This is a genomic window from Entomomonas sp. E7T21 (genome assembly GCF_058693955.1).
Genome location: NZ_CP191672.1, coordinates 662,993 through 679,750 on the forward strand (window position 1 = coordinate 662,993; position 16,758 = coordinate 679,750).

A 16,758-nucleotide genomic window follows, 5' to 3' on the forward strand; every position below is an offset into this window, starting at 1 on the left:
AAAACTCACAGGATAAGTTTACTCTGTGAGTTCTTAGTTGTTTAAGGGATTAATACTGCGCGACCTTTAATTTTACCTTGCTCTAGTTTTTCATAAACTTCTAGCGCTTTACTGAGGGGATATTCCTCAATTTCCACGTGAATAACACCTCGTTTAGCTAAATCAATCACTTCCATTAACTCAGTTCTAGCACCCCAATAAGGAATGGTAATGGAGCAACCATAAGGTAGATTGTCAGCTCTAGCTTCTGTTGTGCCAGCAGTTAATTGATAATGTCCACCACCTAAGCCAACGATAGTCCAATGGCTATCTAAACCAATAATTTTTGAACCTAGTTTAATGGTTGGGTTAATACCAACAAAATCAAACACAACAGCACATTTCTTAGAACCAGTTAGTTTAATAATTTGTTCTGCTACATTATCTTGTGTTGTATTAAAGGTGTAATCAGCCCCATGTTTTTTAGCTAGTGCGAGTTTGTCGTTACTTACATCACAAGCAATAATAGTTGAGGCACAGGTAGCTTTTAGAATTTGAATAGCCATATGGCCTAATCCACCGATTCCAATAACTACTACAAAATTTGAAGAAGTTAGTTTACTAGCTGATCGTTTAATAGCATGATAGGGGGTAAGTCCTGCATCTGTTAATGGAGCCGCTTGGCGAGGAGAAAGGTCACCCAAAGGAATGAGTAAACGTGCGGAGGGGACGATCATATATTCTGCCATACCACCATCAAAGCCAATACCGCCACCTAAGCCACCTATTTCTGCTTGGTGGTCACAGTAGTTTTCTTTGGACTCTTGGCAGGGATGACAATGACCACAACCCCAAGGGCCAAAAACTGCCACTGCATCACCAACAGAGTAGCCAGTGACACCTTCACCAAGCTCTTCGATCCAACCTGCGTTTTCGTGTCCTAGAGTAAAAGATGCTTGAGGAAATTTTAGACCATCGTGAATAACATGCAAATCAGAATGGCAAACACCTGCTCCACCAATTTTGATTAAAACCTCACCAGTTTTTGGCTTAGGTTTTTCTATATCAACAATACGGACATCGTTTTTACCATAATATCTAACGGCTTTCATAAGTATCTCCTTACTTTCTTATTGTGGTTATAAATTGCCTATCTCTGGTATTGTAAGGCAGTATGATTTAATAAAAGGGGATAAATGGATACAAGATATTGCCATTTAATGGAAGTAACAGGTATTACTCGAGTTTTATAAATTAGACAAGCATAAAAAAAGCACCCATAAAGGGTGCTTTTGATAACTGCAAAACAGCTTAACGTTTTGAGTATTGTGGACGTTTACGTGCTTTACGTAGACCCACTTTCTTACGTTCAACTTCACGAGCATCACGAGTAACATAACCTGCTTTACGTAATGCACTACGTAAAGTTTCATCGTACTCGATTAATGCACGAGTAATACCATGACGAATAGCACCTGCTTGACCGCTTACACCACCACCAATAACAGTGATGAATAGATCAAAGTTTTCAGTGTTCTCAGTTAACTCTAATGGTTGACGAACTACCATGCGAGCAGTTTCACGACCAAAGAAGTTATCAAGGTCACGATTGTTGATAGAGATTTTACCTGTGCCTTTGCGTAAAAATACACGTGCAACGGCAGTTTTGCGACGACCTGTACCGTAATTTTGAGCTGACATAATCAATCCTGCCTATTAAATTTTCAATTCTTGTGGTTGTTGAGCTGTATGTGGGTGTTCTGCACCTTTATACACTTTCAGCTTACGATACATAGCACGACCTAAAGGGTTTTTAGGTAACATACCTTTAACAGCTGTTTCGATAATACGCTCAGGCGCTCTAATAACTAATTTATCAAAACTGATTTCTTTGATTCCACCAGGGAAACCAGAGTGAGAATAGTATTTCTTATCAGTTGTTTTGTTACCAGTAACTTTAACTTGTTCAGCATTGATAACGACGATGTAATCACCTGTATCAACGTGAGGTGTGTATTCTGGCTTGTGTTTGCCACGTAGGCGTGATGCGATTTCAGTCGCTAAACGACCCAATGTTTGCCCTGCAGCGTCAATAACAAACCAGTCACGTTTAACTGTTTCTGGCTTTGCACTAAAAGTTTTCATTCTTTATAGCCTCAAGACCGCATAATTTAAGCGGCGGATATTAAAAAATATGTGTTTTATAAGTAATAGCCACCATTTCTAACACTATGTGGGGTCGGGGTAATAGTGTGATTTGGAAGCAATTAATCATTCTTTGTTGAAGTAAAGCTAGGCTCAATACTTCAAATTTAGCGGATAATTATCATATCCACAAAAATAGTCGTGTAATTATCCAGATTATCAGCAAAATATCAAGGGGATTTTGCAAAAACTTAATAAAAAGCCTTTGTGTTAGGCTTTTTATTAATAGAGAAATTAGCTAGCTGCCTTATAAAAACGTTGTGAAACTTCTGGAGAACTATCATAAACAGTTTGTAATTTAGGACAGAACCATAAACTAGCAGGTGTTACAGTTTTTCTTTGCCAAGGGATTTTACCAAAGAACCATAATTTCCAAAATGTTAAGTTAGCATTAGGATTGGTTTTTAATAAATCGTTAAAGGTTTCTATTTTACCTAATTCTAGTTGTAAGGCATCTCTGTAAATTTCATACACAAACTTTGAGCAAAACTGTAGTTTTGAGTCAAATTTAAAACCAGTATGGTACAAAATATTCAAACGTTGTGGCACTTGGCTGCAAATAGCTAATTTTTGTTGATCTGATAAAGGCGTTGTTAAACGTCTTATAGCATAGTGTTTATGGTGAGAGCGTTTAACGAATTTAGTTAAAGTGGTAGTTTTTGAAATGGGTACACAACTTTCAGCCACCAAATAGTCATTACCATCATGGCCAATAATGATACCAACGTGATTGCTCCAACAAAGAGATGCTTTGGAGATACTCTGGAATAAATAAGCGGCAACACAGGTAAAGACAATATCCCCTACTTCTAGTGAAGGCACATTCTGATTTGTTGATAACATAACTATTCCTTTATTTGTTTTCTGCCTATATAGTAGAAGTATGCAATGATTTATATTTTTATACAATTGTTAGAAATATTCTGAAATCATACGTTGCTGCATGTAAAATAATCAATTAATACTCATTGGAATCAGCACTATGTATATCTATCGGCTAGTATTATTGTTGATGGTCATTATTTATTTGCTTTCACCCAGTATATTAGATTGGTGGGTGTCAGGTGATAGTGTTTGGTATAAGCCTTATCTGTTTTGGTTAGTAGCTATTGTGGCAACATTGTTATTGCAAGGAAAACATGATGTCGATGAACTTTAGTGTTAGCTACCTTGCACTTATTAGCGTTATTTACTTATTAGTATTATTTGGTATTGCTTGGGTTTCAGAACATAATAAAGTAGCCAGTAAACTAATCAGTCATCCTATTATTTATATATTGTCTTTAGGCGTTTATAACAGTGCATTAACTTTTTATGGCCTAGTTGCATTGGCTATGCATTATGGTTATGGCTATTTGGCTATTGGTTTAGGATTTACAGGAGCATTTCTATTAGTACCTGTACTGCTATTTCCTATTTTAAAGCTTACTCAAAATTATCAACTTTCTTCTTTGGCCGATTTATTTGCTTTTAGATTCCGTAGTCGTTGGGCAGGTATTTTAACCTGTGTCTTTATGTTGATTGGTATGTTGCCCTTAATTGCTTTACAAATTAAAGCAATTACCCAATCAGTAACCATCTTGACTCATCAGACTACTTCACATTGGGTTTCTTTTATTTTTTGTACCTTATTAATCGTTTTTGCTGTGTTGTTTGGTTCAAGGCAGGTTTCGATTCGTGAGAAGCGAGTAGGGTTGGTGGTTGCTGTAGCATTTGAATCGATCGTTAAATTATTGGCTTTTCTAATTATTGCTGGTTATGTGCTATATGGTATTTTTGGTGGTTTTGGTGGCCTAAATGAATGGTTAGTACAAAATAAAGAAGCCTTAGTTAGTTTACATTTACCTTTGCAAGAGGGGCCTTGGCGTGCCTTGTTGCTATCATTTTTTGCGGCAACAATTGTGGCGCCTCATATGTTCCATTTAACTTTTACAGAAAATGTAACACCAAAAGCATTAATGTTTGCTAGCTGGGGAACCCCTCTCTATTTATTAGCGATGGCTTTTTGTGTACCTCTTATTCTTTGGGGAGGACTTGTCCAAAATTTATCCATTGATCCTGAGTATTATATTTTAGGTATCGGAATGCATAATGATAATAACTGGTTATCACTTATTGCTTATGTTGGAGGATTAGCAGCAGGTAGTGGCTTAATTATCGTATCAACTATTGCATTATCAGGGATGTTACTGAATCATGTGGTTTTACCCATGTATACACCATCAGCAAACACCAATATCTATCGTTGGCTGAAATGGCTTCGTCGAACATTAATAGTTATTATTATTTTATTAGGCTATATTTTTTATTTATTAATCCAATCAGATTATACCAACAATGAAATTGGTATAACGGCTTTTATAGCAACCTTACAATTTTTCCCTGGTGTATTGGTTTTACTCTATTGGAAGTTGGGTAATAAAAAAGGCTTTATTGCTGGGCTATTAGCTGGTATGGGAAGTTGGTTTGTGATTATGTTAATACCATTAATCACCTCCATTGACTATATCTCTATTCCTTTTTTAGGCCGTTTTAAGTTATTAGGTGCTAGTGACTGGCATGTCACCAGTATGATTTCGTTGTCGATCAATGTTGCAATATTTTTTGTAGTATCTTTAATTACCAAACGCTCTGAAGAAGAAAAATATGCTGCTGATTTATGTGCAGTAAATACTACTCAGTATGTGCAACGTAAAGAAATGACATTAAGTTCACCACAGGAGTTCGTTAAGGCATTAGAAGTGCCGCTAGGCTATAAAACAGCCCGTAAGGAAGTTGAGAGGGCATTGGATGATTTAGGGTTTACTATTGATGAACAACGTTCTTATGCTTTGCGCCGTTTAAGAGAGCAGATAGAGGTCAATCTGTCAGGATTAATGGGGCCTCACCTTTCGCAGCAAATAGTTGATAAATTTTTAAGTTATGAGTCAGAGCAATTAATTGCCCAAAATGAAGATATTTATTTTATGGAAAGCCATTTGGAAAGCTATGAAACACGCTTAACAGGCTTGGCTGCTGAGTTAGATTCTTTGCGTCGTTACCATCGTTTAACCTTACAAACTTTACCCATTGGTGTTTGCTCTGTTTCTAGAAGTCAGGATATCTTGCTGTGGAATCGAGCTATGGAAGAGTTAACAGGATTAACAGCAGATAATATTGTGGGGGCAAATTTACATTATATAAAAGGTGCTTGGCGTGAGCTATTAATTAGTTGTATGGAGTCTGAGGGTGATCATCTTTATAAGCAACGTATTGATATTAATGGACATAGTCGTTGGTATAATCTGCATAAAGCTACTATTAGTGACACTATTTTAATCAATAGTGGTGGTATGGTTATTCTGATTGAAGATATTACAGACACTTATTTATTAGAAGATCAACTCATTCACTCTGAACGTTTAGCTTCCATTGGTCGATTAGCTGCTGGTGTTGCCCATGAAATTGGTAATCCTGTAACAGGTATTGCTTGTTTGGCGCAAATCATGAGAGATGAGTGGGCTGATAATAAAGAAGTGACAGAAATGTCAGCACAAATTATTGAACAAACTAAACGCATTTCTCGTATTGTCCATTCATTAATGAACTTTGCTCATGCTGGAGGGCAAATTCAAGCAAGTGCGCCCGTTTCATTGTATGAAATTATACAAGAGACCATTCATTTATTGGTGCTTAATAAAGAGAAAAAAGATGTGCAGTTCAATAATTTCTGTAACCCTAAGCATCAAGTTTTAGGTAACTCACAACGACTAACGCAAGTACTTATTAATCTGTTAGATAATGCAAGAGATGCTTCAATAGAAAATGGCATAATTGCTATATCTAGTTATGAGCATGAAAATACCATAGAACTTTGGATTGAAGATGAGGGTGAAGGTATTACAGATGAGATTAAGGATCAAGTGTTTGAACCATTTTTTACCACAAAAGAACCAGGGGTAGGAACGGGGCTTGGGTTATCTTTGGTCTATTCGATTATAGAGGATCATCATGGCAAAATCACCATTAAGAGCCCAGTAAATTTAGATACAAAAAAGGGAACACGTTTTTCTATAATATTACCTAAATATACTGACCATACTATGGTATAGTTGTAGGATTAAGAGTCAGTAAAAAAGTTGTGGAATTTCTATGTCACATATACTACTTGTAGAAGATGAAGTAATTATACGCACCTCTTTAAAGCGCTTATTAGAACGTCATCAATATCAGGTGAGCGAAGCAGGTTCTGTGGCAGAGGCACAAGAGAACTATAAGATTGCTAGTTTTGATTTAGTGATTACTGATTTGCGTTTACCAGGCGCACCTGGTACCGATATGATTAATTTGGCACAAGGCGTGCCAGTATTGATTATGACCAGTTATGCTAGTTTACGTTCAGCCATTGATTCGATGAAGATGGGGGCAGTAGAGTATATTGCTAAGCCTTTTGATCATGATGATATGTTAAGAGCGGTGGCTGAGTCACTGGCTAAAAAACAAGTTAATTCAGATAAGCCTGCTGAAGGTAAACGAGAAACTACTGCTAAAGCAAAAAATAATACAAAAGGGACAGATATAATAGGTTCTAGTCCTTTAATGCAAAAACTGTTTGAAAAAATAGAAAAAGTAGCACCTACTAATTCGACAGTACTTATTTTAGGTGAGTCAGGTACAGGTAAAGAACTGGTTGCGCGTACACTTCATGAGCAATCGCCACGTTTTAAAGCCCCTTTGATTTCAGTAAACTGTGCAGCCATTCCTGAGACTTTAATAGAGTCAGAACTATTTGGTCATGAAAAAGGTGCATTCACAGGAGCAACCAGTAGTAGAACTGGTCTGATTGAAGCTGCGAACGGTGGTACTTTATTTCTTGATGAAATTGGTGAATTACCTCTTGAAGCACAAGCAAGATTGTTGAGAGTTTTGCAAGAGGGCGAAATTAGAAGAGTGGGTTCAGTTGCTTCACAAAAAGTGGATGTTAGATTAATTGCTGCAACCCATCGTGATTTAAAAACCTTGGCAGCAACAGGCGAATTTCGTAGTGATTTATTCTATCGGCTAAATGTGATTAGTTTACAATTACCTGCTTTACGTGATCGCGGCAAGGATATTTTAAAAATTGCACAAAGTTTTTTAGAGCGACAAATGAATGTAATGGGTAAAACTGATCTAGTATTTACTCCAGAAGCAGAACAAGCTATTTTAACTTATACTTGGCCTGGTAATGTGCGTGAGCTTGAAAACGCTGTAGAGCGCGCAGTTATTCTTTGTGAAAGTAATAATATTACTATCGATAATTTAGGCTTAGAGCCTGAGGTTTATGGTTTAGCTAGTTTGGGTGAAGATGAGTTAACCAATATTTTTAAAAAACCTCATGAAGGGGCTATTAATAATAAAGATCCTAAAGAAGGCTTATCTTTAGAAGATTATTTTCAACGTTTTGTATTAGAAAACCAAGATAAAATGACTGAAACAGAGCTGGCGCGTAAGTTGGGAGTTAGTCGTAAATGTCTATGGGAACGTCGTCAGAAATTGGGTATTCCAAGGAAGAAATAAATATGAATAGGTTTACTACATATCATCTGTTGTAGGTAATAAAAAAAATCCCTGTTAGGAACTAACAGGGTGCAAAAAGGTTCTTTGATTCTTTTTAAAATGGGCAGGAAACCAATTCCATGACTCGTGGTTTTAGCATTTTGGCATTAGTGGAGTAGCTAACAGGTTTTCCAGCTCTTTTGCCATGTTGAAACTTAAGTGTATCGCCTGCTAAGTAAATGCAGAGTTTATTTTGTTGTTGAGAGTTAGCAGTCTTATAAGCTTGTACTAGCTGTGATAATTGTGCTTGGACATCATCATCAATCACGATGTTGTAGAGTTGTACATATTCTCGTAAGTTATAATCATATGCAGTCCTGCTGTTGTAAACATTCAGATTAGGATGTTTTTGTTTAATGATCGTTGCATCTTTTATAGGGATAGCAGTAATGAATCCATTTGAAACAGAATCATCTTTTTTGATGTCTAGGTTTATCAATAAATAACTGTCACTTACATATTTTTCTTTTAGGAAGAATAAATTAATCTCAGCATTTGAATCTGTGATGTTAATAACATCTCCTGATTCATGAATTATTTTAGTATTTGAAGGTTTACTTTTTCCCATAAAGAGAAAAAATATAATAATAGCAGCGATAAGAGCAATGGGAATTAATTTGTTCATTCAATATTTTCTCTCTTATTTTGTTATATGTAATGATTACATGTAAGTTTACATGTGAAAAAATATTTATGCAATATATAGAAGTAATATATTTATCAAATTTCTGTAAAATATATACAAGGCTTTGTTTTTAATAATATTATTATTTGTTCTAGATTAGGTGGGCCAATACCAAGCTGGAGTGTCTAACATTCTTTGACCTTTAATTGTGGTTTGTCCCAATACTTTTTCTAGTTCGATGGTATTGCAGTCACTTTGTTGCTCTAGTGCATTAATCAGTCTTTTTGAGTGACTAATAATCCAAATTTGTGAATGTTTACTGGCGTTTATAATAAGTCTTGCTAATGCAGGTAATAAATCGGAATGTAAGCTGTTTTCAGGCTCATTAAGTATCATTAATGAAGGTGGGCGAGGGGTAAGTAAAGCAGCCGTTAATAATAAATAACGTAGAGTACCATCGGATAATTCTTGTGCAGCGAGTGGGCGTAAAATGCCTAGCTGCTGAAGCATAACAGTAAAAAAGCCATCCTTTCTGATTATAAGAGATGAATCAGGAAATGCATCATGGATAGTTTGAGCAAGTAAGTCAGCATCTCCCACCTCTTGAATTGTTTGTAAAGCAGCCGCTAAATCATGACCATCATGGTGAAGTACAGGAGTTCGAGTGCCTAGTTGAGGTTTTCGAGCTGGAGCTTCTTGATCTGTGCGGAAATAGTCATAAAATCGCCAGTTTCTAATGATTTCTCTTAAACGAAATACTTCAGGACAATCACTATGTAACGCTACTTGTCCAAACAGCCCTTCATAATTAGGTGTATGTTGTGTTAAGACTTGCGTTTGGTGTCCATCCTTTACTTGAATAAGGGGACCTTTGCGTTCTACTAGTGTTCGAGTAGGTTTATACCATTCGCCAGCCCAAATCGTTTCATTTTTAATTTCGGGATCTTGGGCAAAAGCTGTTCCTCCAGGAATAGGCTCTGGTAGTCCAAGTGAAATGCTGTATCCTAAATCATCTTCAGTAAAACCTAAGTGGAGCCTGATAGCATTTTGTCGTTTAGTACCTTGAATGGGTACTTCACCCCGTTGCATATTACGACTAATTTTTTCTGGCCCTGCCCATAATACGGATTCCAAGCCACCTTCTTTAGCAATAGCACTAATTACATTGCCTTGAGCAGTTTCTGCTAATAATCGTAAAGCTTTATAGAGATTTGATTTGCCACAGCCATTGGCACCCGTAATTACATTTAGTTGGGAAAGTGGAAATACTAGATTATTGATGGAGCGAAAATTGGCTATAGCTAAGGTTTTGATCATAACGATTTTATATAGGTGAAAGTTTTTGAATATTATACGCGTTATGCAGGATAGATAGCGCCTAATATTCTTAAACCTTTAGCGCCTGTAACAGCAGGGCGATTGGCAGGGATTTTCTCTAAGCAACAGTAAGCAAGCCAGGCGAAGGCCATTGCTTCAATCCATTCTGGAGGAATGTCATAATCTTGAGTTGTTTGTACCTTAGTATTGGTAAGGTTGTGTTGTAAGCGATTGAGTAATTCATTGTTAAAAGCACCTCCACCACAAACAATTAGCTCATCAGTAATGGGTTGGGCTTGTTTAAGTGATTGTACAATGCTTTGTACAGTCAGTTCTAATAAGGTAGATTGCACTACTTCATCTGCTATAGATTGGTTAAACTGAGTTAATTTATTATTTAACCAATCAAAGTTAAATAATTCTCGGCCTGTACTTTTAGGGCCTGTTTTACTAAAAAAATTATCAGCTAAAAATAGCTTAAGTAGTGCCTGATTAGGTTTTGCACTAGCAGCCCAAGCACCTTTATCATCATAGTGTTTATTAAGTTTATAAGAAATCCATGTGTCTAATAAAACATTGCCAGGTCCACAATCAAAACCATGGGTAGTTTGATTGGGTGATAATAAACTTAAATTACTAAAGCCACCTACATTTAGAATAGCACGATATTTGTTGTCATCTTTAAATAGCGCTTCATGATAGGCTGGTACTAGTGGAGCACCTTGTCCAGCTGCTGCAACATCACGTCTACGGAAATCTGTTACTACTGTAATATTGGTAAGTTCAGCTAAGAGTGCACCATTACTAATTTGTATGGTAAAACCACGTTCAGGTTCATGTCTAACTGTCTGCCCATGACTACCAATAGCTACAATATCGCTGCTAGTTAGTTGCTGTTGTGCTAATAAATGATTAATTCCTTCAGCCGCTAGCTGCGCCCATTGTTGTTCGGCAATGGCCGCTTTCGCTAGCTCATCATTACCACTGCTACATAATATAAGTAAATCATCACGCAATTGCTCAGGCATAGTGATGTAATGATTGGCAATAAGTTGGCTAGGTAAATGGGGCTGTTGGTCAATAAGAACAATATCTAGTCCATCTAAACTAGTGCCAGACATTATTCCTATATAGTAAGCCATAGATTACTCAGATGAGGTTTGAGATTGTTCTGTTGTCTGTGCTTTGGCTAACATAACAGTTTTCTTTTTGCGCATTTCAGCCATTAACGGTTGGCTAAGCGCAAGAAAACGAGTCTTTTCTTTTTCAGGTAATGGATCAGCCATTGGCAGTTTTACACTAAGTGGGTCAACGTGCTTGCCATTTACGCGGAATTCATAATGTAAGTGAGGGCCAGTTGCTAGACCTGTCATGCCTACATAGCCAATAGTTTGACTTTGTTTAACATGACTACCTACTTTTAAACCAGGAGCAAAGCGGCTCATATGTCCATAAAGTGTGCTGTAAGTTTTACCATGTTGGATAACAATGGCATTACCATAACCACCTTTCCAACCACGTTCAACAATACGACCATCGCCAGAAGCTCTAATAGCTGTTCCTGTAGGTGCTGCATAATCTACACCTTTATGCGCACGAATTTTATTTAACACAGGATGGAATCGCCCCATGGTGAATTTTGAGCTAATGCGTGTAAAATCAACAGGTGTACGGATAAAAGCACGACGCATACTGGTGGCATCTGCACGATAATAAGCGGCAATACCTTTTTTGTTGGTATAACGAATAGCTGTATATTCTTTGCCACGATTTATAAAGCGTGCAGCCAGTAAATTACCTGTGCCGACCATTTTGCCATTTACTAGTTTTTGTTCAAAAATAGCTTCAAATTCATCGCCTTGGCGAAGATCTAAAGCAAAATCGATATCGTAACCAAAGGCATTGGCAATTTCTAAAATCATACTATGGGGAACATCAGCTTTATCGGCTGCTGCAAATAGAGAACTAGTAATTATTCCATAAGCATAAACTTGCTTATAAGTAGGTTCAATTGCATTGTGGTCAAATACATAACCGTCATCTTGTTTAGTAAGGCTATAAGTATTTAACAGATTAGGCTTAGTCACTAAAGAGAGTAAATCACCAGCTTCATTGAGTGTAAACTCAAAAGATTGCCCAATATTTAAGCGAGTAAAATATTTTTTAGCATCAGCGTTACTTTCTATCGCCTTATACATAGTATTTACAGATAATCCTGCTTTATTAAATAAAGTAGAAAGTGTGTCACCTTTTTCTACTTTAAACACTAATATTGTATTGCGCTCAGGAATTACAATTAATGGGCCATCGCCAACTACCATATTAGATTGGGCAACATCTGCTGTTGGTATATCGTTTAATTGAGTTGGTAATAGAGGGATAGTAGGCGGTGTTTGTAAACTTCTAGCAAAAATATCAGCAATTACTTCTGGAACAACAATAGGTGTGGTTGGCTCAGGTGCAATAGGTGTATTGGTAATCTCTGTATTTTGAGGCTTTTCAGATGAAGGATAAAACAGAATACCCAATCCCAATAGAATAGCTATTACAATTAATATAATTAATGAGTTAAACGAGCGCTTTCTTGTTGATGTATTCTGTATCATGGCTTAAATAGAGTTAACTACCAAATAACTAGATAAATTAGTGATGTAAAATATAAGTAAAACCAAATTTGCGCAACTGTAAATTACAAAAAAATACCAATTAAAATGTAACAGAAAACTTTATTTTACAGTATAGTTATCTATTGTCATTTGATAAATGACATCGATTAGTTAATTGGTTAAATATTAATTTAGAGAAGGAAACGATGAAATCTATTGAAGAACAGCTAGCATTAATCAAGCGAGGCACAGAAGAAATTCTAGTTGAAGATGAGTTAGTTGAGAAGTTAAAACAAGGTAAGATATTGCGAGTTAAAGCAGGTTTTGACCCTACCGCCCCAGATCTTCATTTAGGTCATACTGTACTTATTAATAAATTACGTCATTTTCAGACCTTAGGCCATAAAGTTATCTTTTTAATTGGTGACTTTACAGGTATGATCGGTGATCCAAGTGGTAAAAATACTACACGCCCACCTTTGACGAGAGAACAAGTTTTAGCCAATGCTGAGACTTATAAAGAACAAGTGTTCAAAATTTTAGATCCAGCATTAACCGAAGTAGCGTTTAACTCTACTTGGATGGATCAAATGAAACCTGCTGATTTTATCCGTTTAGCCTCTCAATATACTGTTGCACGCATGCTTGAGCGTGATGACTTTGAAAATCGATATAAAAGCCAACAACCAATCGCTATTCATGAATTCTTATATCCACTGATCCAAGGTTATGACTCTGTAGCATTAGAGTGTGATGTTGAAATGGGTGGTACTGACCAACGTTTTAATTTATTAATGGGACGTGAGTTATTACGTTCTTACGGTAAATCGCCACAATGTACTATTACTGTACCTTTATTAGAAGGTTTAGACGGTGTTAAAAAGATGTCTAAATCGTTAGGTAACTATGTGGGTATTGATGAGCCACCAGGAGTAATGTACAACAAATTAGTTTCAATGCCAGATACATTGATTTGGCGTTATTTTGAATTGTTAAGTTTCCGTGACTTAGAGGAAATTGAACAGTTTAAGAAGGGTGTAGAAAATGGAGCTAATCCTCGTGATATTAAAATTAAATTAGCTGAAGAATTAATTGCTCGTTTCCATGGTGAGGAAGCCGCTGCTAATGCCCATAAGTCAGCAGGTAATCGTCTAAAAGAGGGTGAACTACCAGAAGACTTACCAGAGATTACGTTAAAAGCAGCAACCGATTTACCTGTTGCAGCAGTACTTAATCAAGCTAAGCTAGTTAAAAACTCTGCAGCGGCTAGAGATTTACTACAAGCGGGAAGTGTACGCATAGATGGTAATGTAGTTGATGCTAGTTTTACTTTTAAAGTAGGTGCAGAACATGTTTGCCAAGCAGGTAAGAAAAATTTTGCACGTATTAAGTTAGAGCAGGAGTAATTTATTAATGCTAGTAAGTATTTTTAACAGTACTTGCTAGCATTTTATATTGAGCTTTCCTGAACAATAATATGAATAATAAGCACACAGAAAGATAACATGTTAGAATAATGGCTTATGATGAATGGATACTATTCTTTGCTATTAGGTTAAATCATAATCAGCCTAATTAAATTACATCTGTCATGTTAAACAATCAAATTTGAATTGAGTTAAGTTAATTAGATATTTATTGAAAACTGATCAATAAATAGTTGAGAGTATTTACGTTAATGGATTCACAGTTACAACAACAGTTACATGATTTAATTGTTGAAACAATTACCGAAGGTTTTCAGCATATTCAAGGATTAATAAGTGATGAGCGCTTATACGGTTTTGCGTTACATTTAAATAAAGATGGTAGATCTTTTTATTGTGCGGCTAATACGTTAGATGGTGTAACTAAAAAGTTTACCGTTAAATTAAGAAGTATTGAGGATGTAACAGATTATCTATGGTTTTCCAGTGAGTGGGATTATACAGATATTGCTTTAAAGGAATACAGGGAAAAATTAAGTAATTTTGTTAAGCAAAGTAATCTAGCTAAACCTATTATGAATATCTGGCATGACGAATATTTTAAAATTATTCTGGAAGCTTTACAAACATGTAATAACCAAGGTTTGTTTGGAATTGGTATTCTTCGTGAAAAGATGGCTGTTTTTGTTGATTCTGAAGATAGTAATATGTTTGATTTGGCGGAAAGAACGTCTAAATTATTAAATCCTCCTTATGTTCATGATGCTTTTTTAAGGCGTTTCGAACCACATGACCCACAAGGTTTGACGTATCGATTAATTAGTGAGTTGGTGGCTGACTACTAGTACTTCAATAGTATTAAGGTCAGGATAATGCCATTTTACATTCACATCCCAAAATAGGGTGCCGTACTCTCTGGTTGGCTCTGGTTGTTGGTAAGCAGGCTTTGGGTCTTGGCTGAGGCATTGCTCAATTAGAGTTTGTAAAGGTTTTTGTAGGCGTTCTTCATGTTGTTTTGCTTGTTTTAGTGCTTGTGTTGTCCAAATAACTTGAATAGTTTTTGGTGGTTTAGGAGCTATATTATTTGTTGCTTCAGTCACTATATCAGCATAAGGTACATAGGGCTTAATATCTATAATAGGTGTGCCATCAAGTAAATCAATACCTGAGATAAAAAGCTGGTTATCAACTATTTTTTCTAATTTAACAACAGACTGGCCTATATTGTTGGGGCGGAAAGTAGAACGTGTGGCGAAAACCCCTAATGACTTATTACCACCTAAACGGGGAGGGCGCACTTTTAATCGTGGCTTATCTTGCATAGTTTGGTGAAAGATAAATAATAACCACAGATGACTGATTTGTTCTAAGCCTGCTAATGCTTCACTTTGGTTATAAGGGGCTAATAATTCAATAACACCTGTTGCTGCTGGTGCTAAAAGAGGTTGTCGAGGAATAGTAAATTTCTCTTTAAAACAAGAATGTATATAGCCGATAGGTTCTAGCTGGTACATGCTATTCCTCTTTTGATCAAGTCAACTCAGCCCACAGATCATATTCATCAGCATCAGTAATACGAACCTTAACGATATCACCTGCTTGTAATTGGTCAGTATCAATATAAACGAGGCCATCAATATCTGGTGCATCAGCCACTGAGCGAGCTACAGTGCCTTGCTCATCTATTTCATCTACAATAACTAACATTTCTTGACCAACACGTTGTTGTAAGCGAGCGGCTGAAATAGCTTGTTGGTGAGCCATAAAGCGTTCCCAACGTTGTTGCTTAACTTCTTCTGGCACATGATCAGCTAACTCATTGGCTGGTGCCCCATCAACCGCTGAATATTGGAAGCAGCCTACGCGATCTAATTGTGCCTCAGTTAACCAATCCAATAGGTATTGGAAATCTTCTTCTGTCTCACCAGGGAAACCAACAATAAAAGTAGAGCGAATAATTAACTCTGGGCACTGCTCGCGCCATTTTTTAATACGGGCTAAGGTTTTATCTTCAAAAGCAGGGCGTTTCATTGCTTTCAGAACTTTAGGGCTAGCATGTTGGAAAGGAATATCCAAATAAGGTAAGATTTTGCCTGCTACCATTAATGGAATCACATCATCTACGTTAGGGTATGGATAGACATAATGTAATCTTACCCATGCACCAAGTTGGCTTAAGGCCTCACAGAGGTCTACCATTTTAGTTTTAACAGGTTGACCATTCCAGAATGCTGTTTTGTACTTTAAGTCTACGCCATAAGCACTGGTATCTTGTGAGATAACTAATAGTTCTTTAACCCCGGCTTTTACGAGTCGCTCTGCTTCTTCAAGCACTTCATTAACAGGACGGCTGACTAATTTACCACGCAGATCTGGAATAATACAGAAGCTGCAAGTATGGTTACAGCCTTCTGATATTTTTAAATAAGCGTAATGGCGAGGTGTTAATTTAACACCTTGTGGCGGTACCAGATCAATATGGGGATTATGATCTTTTTTGGGAGGGACTACCTCATGCACTGCTTGTACCACTTGCTCATATTGTTGTGGACCTGTAACAGCTAATACATTGGGATGAACATCACGAATCGCTCCTTCGGTTACACCCATACAGCCCGTCACAATAACTCGACCATTTTCTGCTAATGCTTCACCAATAGCATCCAGTGACTCAGCTTTAGCACTATCAATAAAGCCACAGGTATTAACTACAACGACATCAGCTTCATCATAAGAAGGTACAATTTGATAACCCTCCATCCGCAATTGCGTCAAAATACGTTCTGAATCAACTGTGGCTTTAGGACACCCTAGGCTTACAAAACCTACTTTAGGGGTGGAAGAATGGGACATGCAAACCTCAACAGGAAAAATACTTAATATAATTGGCGAATTTTAATAGGGATAAGATAGAAAAACTAGCGAAATAGCTATACTCAGTCATAAATGCAGTAAAAATACCAACATTATTGTCCTAGTAATTAAATATTCAGCAAATATATTATTATTATTTGTAACAAAC

The 16,758-nt window shown here is 36.6% G+C and carries 15 protein-coding genes; 5 read left to right on the forward strand and 10 right to left on the reverse strand.

Annotation, left to right across the window (positions count from 1 at the left end; genetic code table 11):
• Positions 1–41 precede the first annotated feature (41 nt).
• The 4 genes from ACQVD9_RS03230 to ACQVD9_RS03245 all read right to left on the reverse strand — a co-directional run bounded on the left by ACQVD9_RS03230 (position 42) and on the right by ACQVD9_RS03245 (position 3,027).
• Entirely contained in the window at positions 42–1,091 is a 1,050-nt protein-coding gene (locus tag ACQVD9_RS03230; RefSeq protein WP_264747436.1) for an NAD(P)-dependent alcohol dehydrogenase, read from the reverse strand.
• Between the two features lie 199 nt (positions 1,092–1,290).
• Positions 1,291–1,680 carry a 30S ribosomal protein S9 gene (rpsI, locus tag ACQVD9_RS03235; protein ID WP_201091738.1) on the reverse strand — a complete coding sequence of 130 codons (390 nt, stop codon included), beginning with the start codon at positions 1,678–1,680 and terminating at the stop codon, positions 1,291–1,293.
• A gap of 15 nt (positions 1,681–1,695) precedes the next feature.
• On the reverse strand, positions 1,696–2,124 hold the full coding sequence (gene rplM, locus ACQVD9_RS03240) for a 50S ribosomal protein L13 (protein WP_264747437.1): 429 nt from the start codon (positions 2,122–2,124) through the stop codon (positions 1,696–1,698).
• A 294-nt stretch (positions 2,125–2,418) separates the two neighbouring features.
• A complete protein-coding gene (locus ACQVD9_RS03245) occupies positions 2,419–3,027 on the reverse strand; it encodes a YebB family permuted papain-like enzyme (RefSeq protein ID WP_264747438.1) in 609 nt (202 codons plus the stop codon).
• 139 nt (positions 3,028–3,166) lie between these two features.
• On the opposite strand from ACQVD9_RS03245, the gene ACQVD9_RS03250 reads away from it, so the two are divergent.
• Genes ACQVD9_RS03250 through ACQVD9_RS03260 form a run of 3 tightly spaced genes read left to right on the forward strand, consistent with a single transcriptional unit; the run spans position 3,167 to position 7,722 of the window.
• A complete protein-coding gene (locus tag ACQVD9_RS03250; RefSeq protein WP_264747439.1) occupies positions 3,167–3,343 on the forward strand; it encodes a hypothetical protein in 177 nt (58 codons plus the stop codon).
• Positions 3,327–6,275 (forward strand): sensor histidine kinase, encoded by a 2,949-nt coding sequence (locus ACQVD9_RS03255; protein ID WP_264747440.1) that lies wholly within the window; start codon positions 3,327–3,329, stop codon positions 6,273–6,275. Before ACQVD9_RS03250 ends, ACQVD9_RS03255 begins: the two co-directional genes overlap by 17 nt.
• Positions 6,276–6,315: 40 nt before the next feature.
• Complete coding sequence (locus tag ACQVD9_RS03260) at positions 6,316–7,722, forward strand: sigma-54-dependent transcriptional regulator (RefSeq protein ID WP_264747441.1); 1,407 nt, start codon at positions 6,316–6,318, stop codon at positions 7,720–7,722.
• Positions 7,723–7,816: 94 nt separating this feature from the next.
• Here the strand turns inward: ACQVD9_RS03260 and ACQVD9_RS03265 are convergent, their stop codons facing one another.
• The 4 genes from ACQVD9_RS03265 to ACQVD9_RS03280 form a co-directional block, all read right to left on the reverse strand.
• Positions 7,817–8,386, reverse strand: a complete 570-nt coding sequence (locus ACQVD9_RS03265; RefSeq protein ID WP_264747442.1) for a hypothetical protein — start codon at positions 8,384–8,386, stop codon at positions 7,817–7,819.
• A 156-nt stretch (positions 8,387–8,542) separates the two neighbouring features.
• Positions 8,543–9,703, reverse strand: a complete 1,161-nt coding sequence (locus ACQVD9_RS03270; protein ID WP_264747443.1) for an AAA family ATPase — start codon at positions 9,701–9,703, stop codon at positions 8,543–8,545.
• Positions 9,704–9,744: 41 nt separating this feature from the next.
• Positions 9,745–10,845 (reverse strand): anhydro-N-acetylmuramic acid kinase, encoded by a 1,101-nt coding sequence (locus ACQVD9_RS03275; protein WP_264747444.1) that lies wholly within the window; start codon positions 10,843–10,845, stop codon positions 9,745–9,747.
• 3 nt (positions 10,846–10,848) lie between these two features.
• The gene (locus tag ACQVD9_RS03280) at positions 10,849–12,309 is read right to left on the reverse strand and encodes a peptidoglycan DD-metalloendopeptidase family protein (protein WP_264747445.1); all 1,461 of its coding nucleotides are present in this window, start codon (positions 12,307–12,309) and stop codon (positions 10,849–10,851) included.
• A 206-nt stretch (positions 12,310–12,515) separates the two neighbouring features.
• Here ACQVD9_RS03280 and tyrS point away from each other — a divergent pair, with 206 nt between their 5' ends.
• Both tyrS and ACQVD9_RS03290 read left to right on the forward strand, forming a co-directional pair.
• Positions 12,516–13,715 carry a tyrosine--tRNA ligase gene (gene tyrS, locus ACQVD9_RS03285; RefSeq protein ID WP_264747446.1) on the forward strand — a complete coding sequence of 400 codons (1,200 nt, stop codon included), beginning with the start codon at positions 12,516–12,518 and terminating at the stop codon, positions 13,713–13,715.
• A 272-nt stretch (positions 13,716–13,987) separates the two neighbouring features.
• The gene (locus ACQVD9_RS03290) at positions 13,988–14,581 is read left to right on the forward strand and encodes a DUF4303 domain-containing protein (RefSeq protein ID WP_264747447.1); all 594 of its coding nucleotides are present in this window, start codon (positions 13,988–13,990) and stop codon (positions 14,579–14,581) included.
• Here ACQVD9_RS03290 and tsaA read toward each other — a convergent pair.
• A complete protein-coding gene (gene tsaA, locus ACQVD9_RS03295; RefSeq protein WP_264747448.1) occupies positions 14,552–15,250 on the reverse strand; it encodes a tRNA (N6-threonylcarbamoyladenosine(37)-N6)-methyltransferase TrmO in 699 nt (232 codons plus the stop codon). The genes ACQVD9_RS03290 and tsaA overlap by 30 nt on opposite strands.
• Before the next feature lie 16 nt (positions 15,251–15,266).
• Entirely contained in the window at positions 15,267–16,589 is a 1,323-nt protein-coding gene (rimO, locus tag ACQVD9_RS03300; RefSeq protein ID WP_264747449.1) for a 30S ribosomal protein S12 methylthiotransferase RimO, read from the reverse strand.
• Positions 16,590–16,758 lie beyond the last annotated feature (169 nt).

Excerpts from the sequence above, each read along its gene's own strand:
- ACQVD9_RS03230 (WP_264747436.1), bottom strand. The coding sequence starts at position 1,091 with ATGAAAGCCGTTAGATATTATGGTAAAAACGATGTCCGTATTGTTGAT.
- rpsI (WP_201091738.1), bottom strand. The coding sequence starts at position 1,680 with ATGTCAGCTCAAAATTACGGTACAGGTCGTCGCAAAACTGCCGTTGCA.
- rplM (WP_264747437.1), bottom strand. The coding sequence starts at position 2,124 with ATGAAAACTTTTAGTGCAAAGCCAGAAACAGTTAAACGTGACTGGTTT.
- ACQVD9_RS03245 (WP_264747438.1), bottom strand. The coding sequence starts at position 3,027 with ATGTTATCAACAAATCAGAATGTGCCTTCACTAGAAGTAGGGGATATT.
- ACQVD9_RS03250 (WP_264747439.1), top strand. The coding sequence starts at position 3,167 with ATGTATATCTATCGGCTAGTATTATTGTTGATGGTCATTATTTATTTG.
- ACQVD9_RS03255 (WP_264747440.1), top strand. The coding sequence starts at position 3,327 with ATGTCGATGAACTTTAGTGTTAGCTACCTTGCACTTATTAGCGTTATT.
- ACQVD9_RS03260 (WP_264747441.1), top strand. The coding sequence starts at position 6,316 with ATGTCACATATACTACTTGTAGAAGATGAAGTAATTATACGCACCTCT.
- ACQVD9_RS03265 (WP_264747442.1), bottom strand. The coding sequence starts at position 8,386 with ATGAACAAATTAATTCCCATTGCTCTTATCGCTGCTATTATTATATTT.
- ACQVD9_RS03270 (WP_264747443.1), bottom strand. The coding sequence starts at position 9,703 with ATGATCAAAACCTTAGCTATAGCCAATTTTCGCTCCATCAATAATCTA.
- ACQVD9_RS03275 (WP_264747444.1), bottom strand. The coding sequence starts at position 10,845 with ATGGCTTACTATATAGGAATAATGTCTGGCACTAGTTTAGATGGACTA.
- ACQVD9_RS03280 (WP_264747445.1), bottom strand. The coding sequence starts at position 12,309 with ATGATACAGAATACATCAACAAGAAAGCGCTCGTTTAACTCATTAATT.
- tyrS (WP_264747446.1), top strand. The coding sequence starts at position 12,516 with ATGAAATCTATTGAAGAACAGCTAGCATTAATCAAGCGAGGCACAGAA.
- ACQVD9_RS03290 (WP_264747447.1), top strand. The coding sequence starts at position 13,988 with ATGGATTCACAGTTACAACAACAGTTACATGATTTAATTGTTGAAACA.
- tsaA (WP_264747448.1), bottom strand. The coding sequence starts at position 15,250 with ATGTACCAGCTAGAACCTATCGGCTATATACATTCTTGTTTTAAAGAG.
- rimO (WP_264747449.1), bottom strand. The coding sequence starts at position 16,589 with ATGTCCCATTCTTCCACCCCTAAAGTAGGTTTTGTAAGCCTAGGGTGT.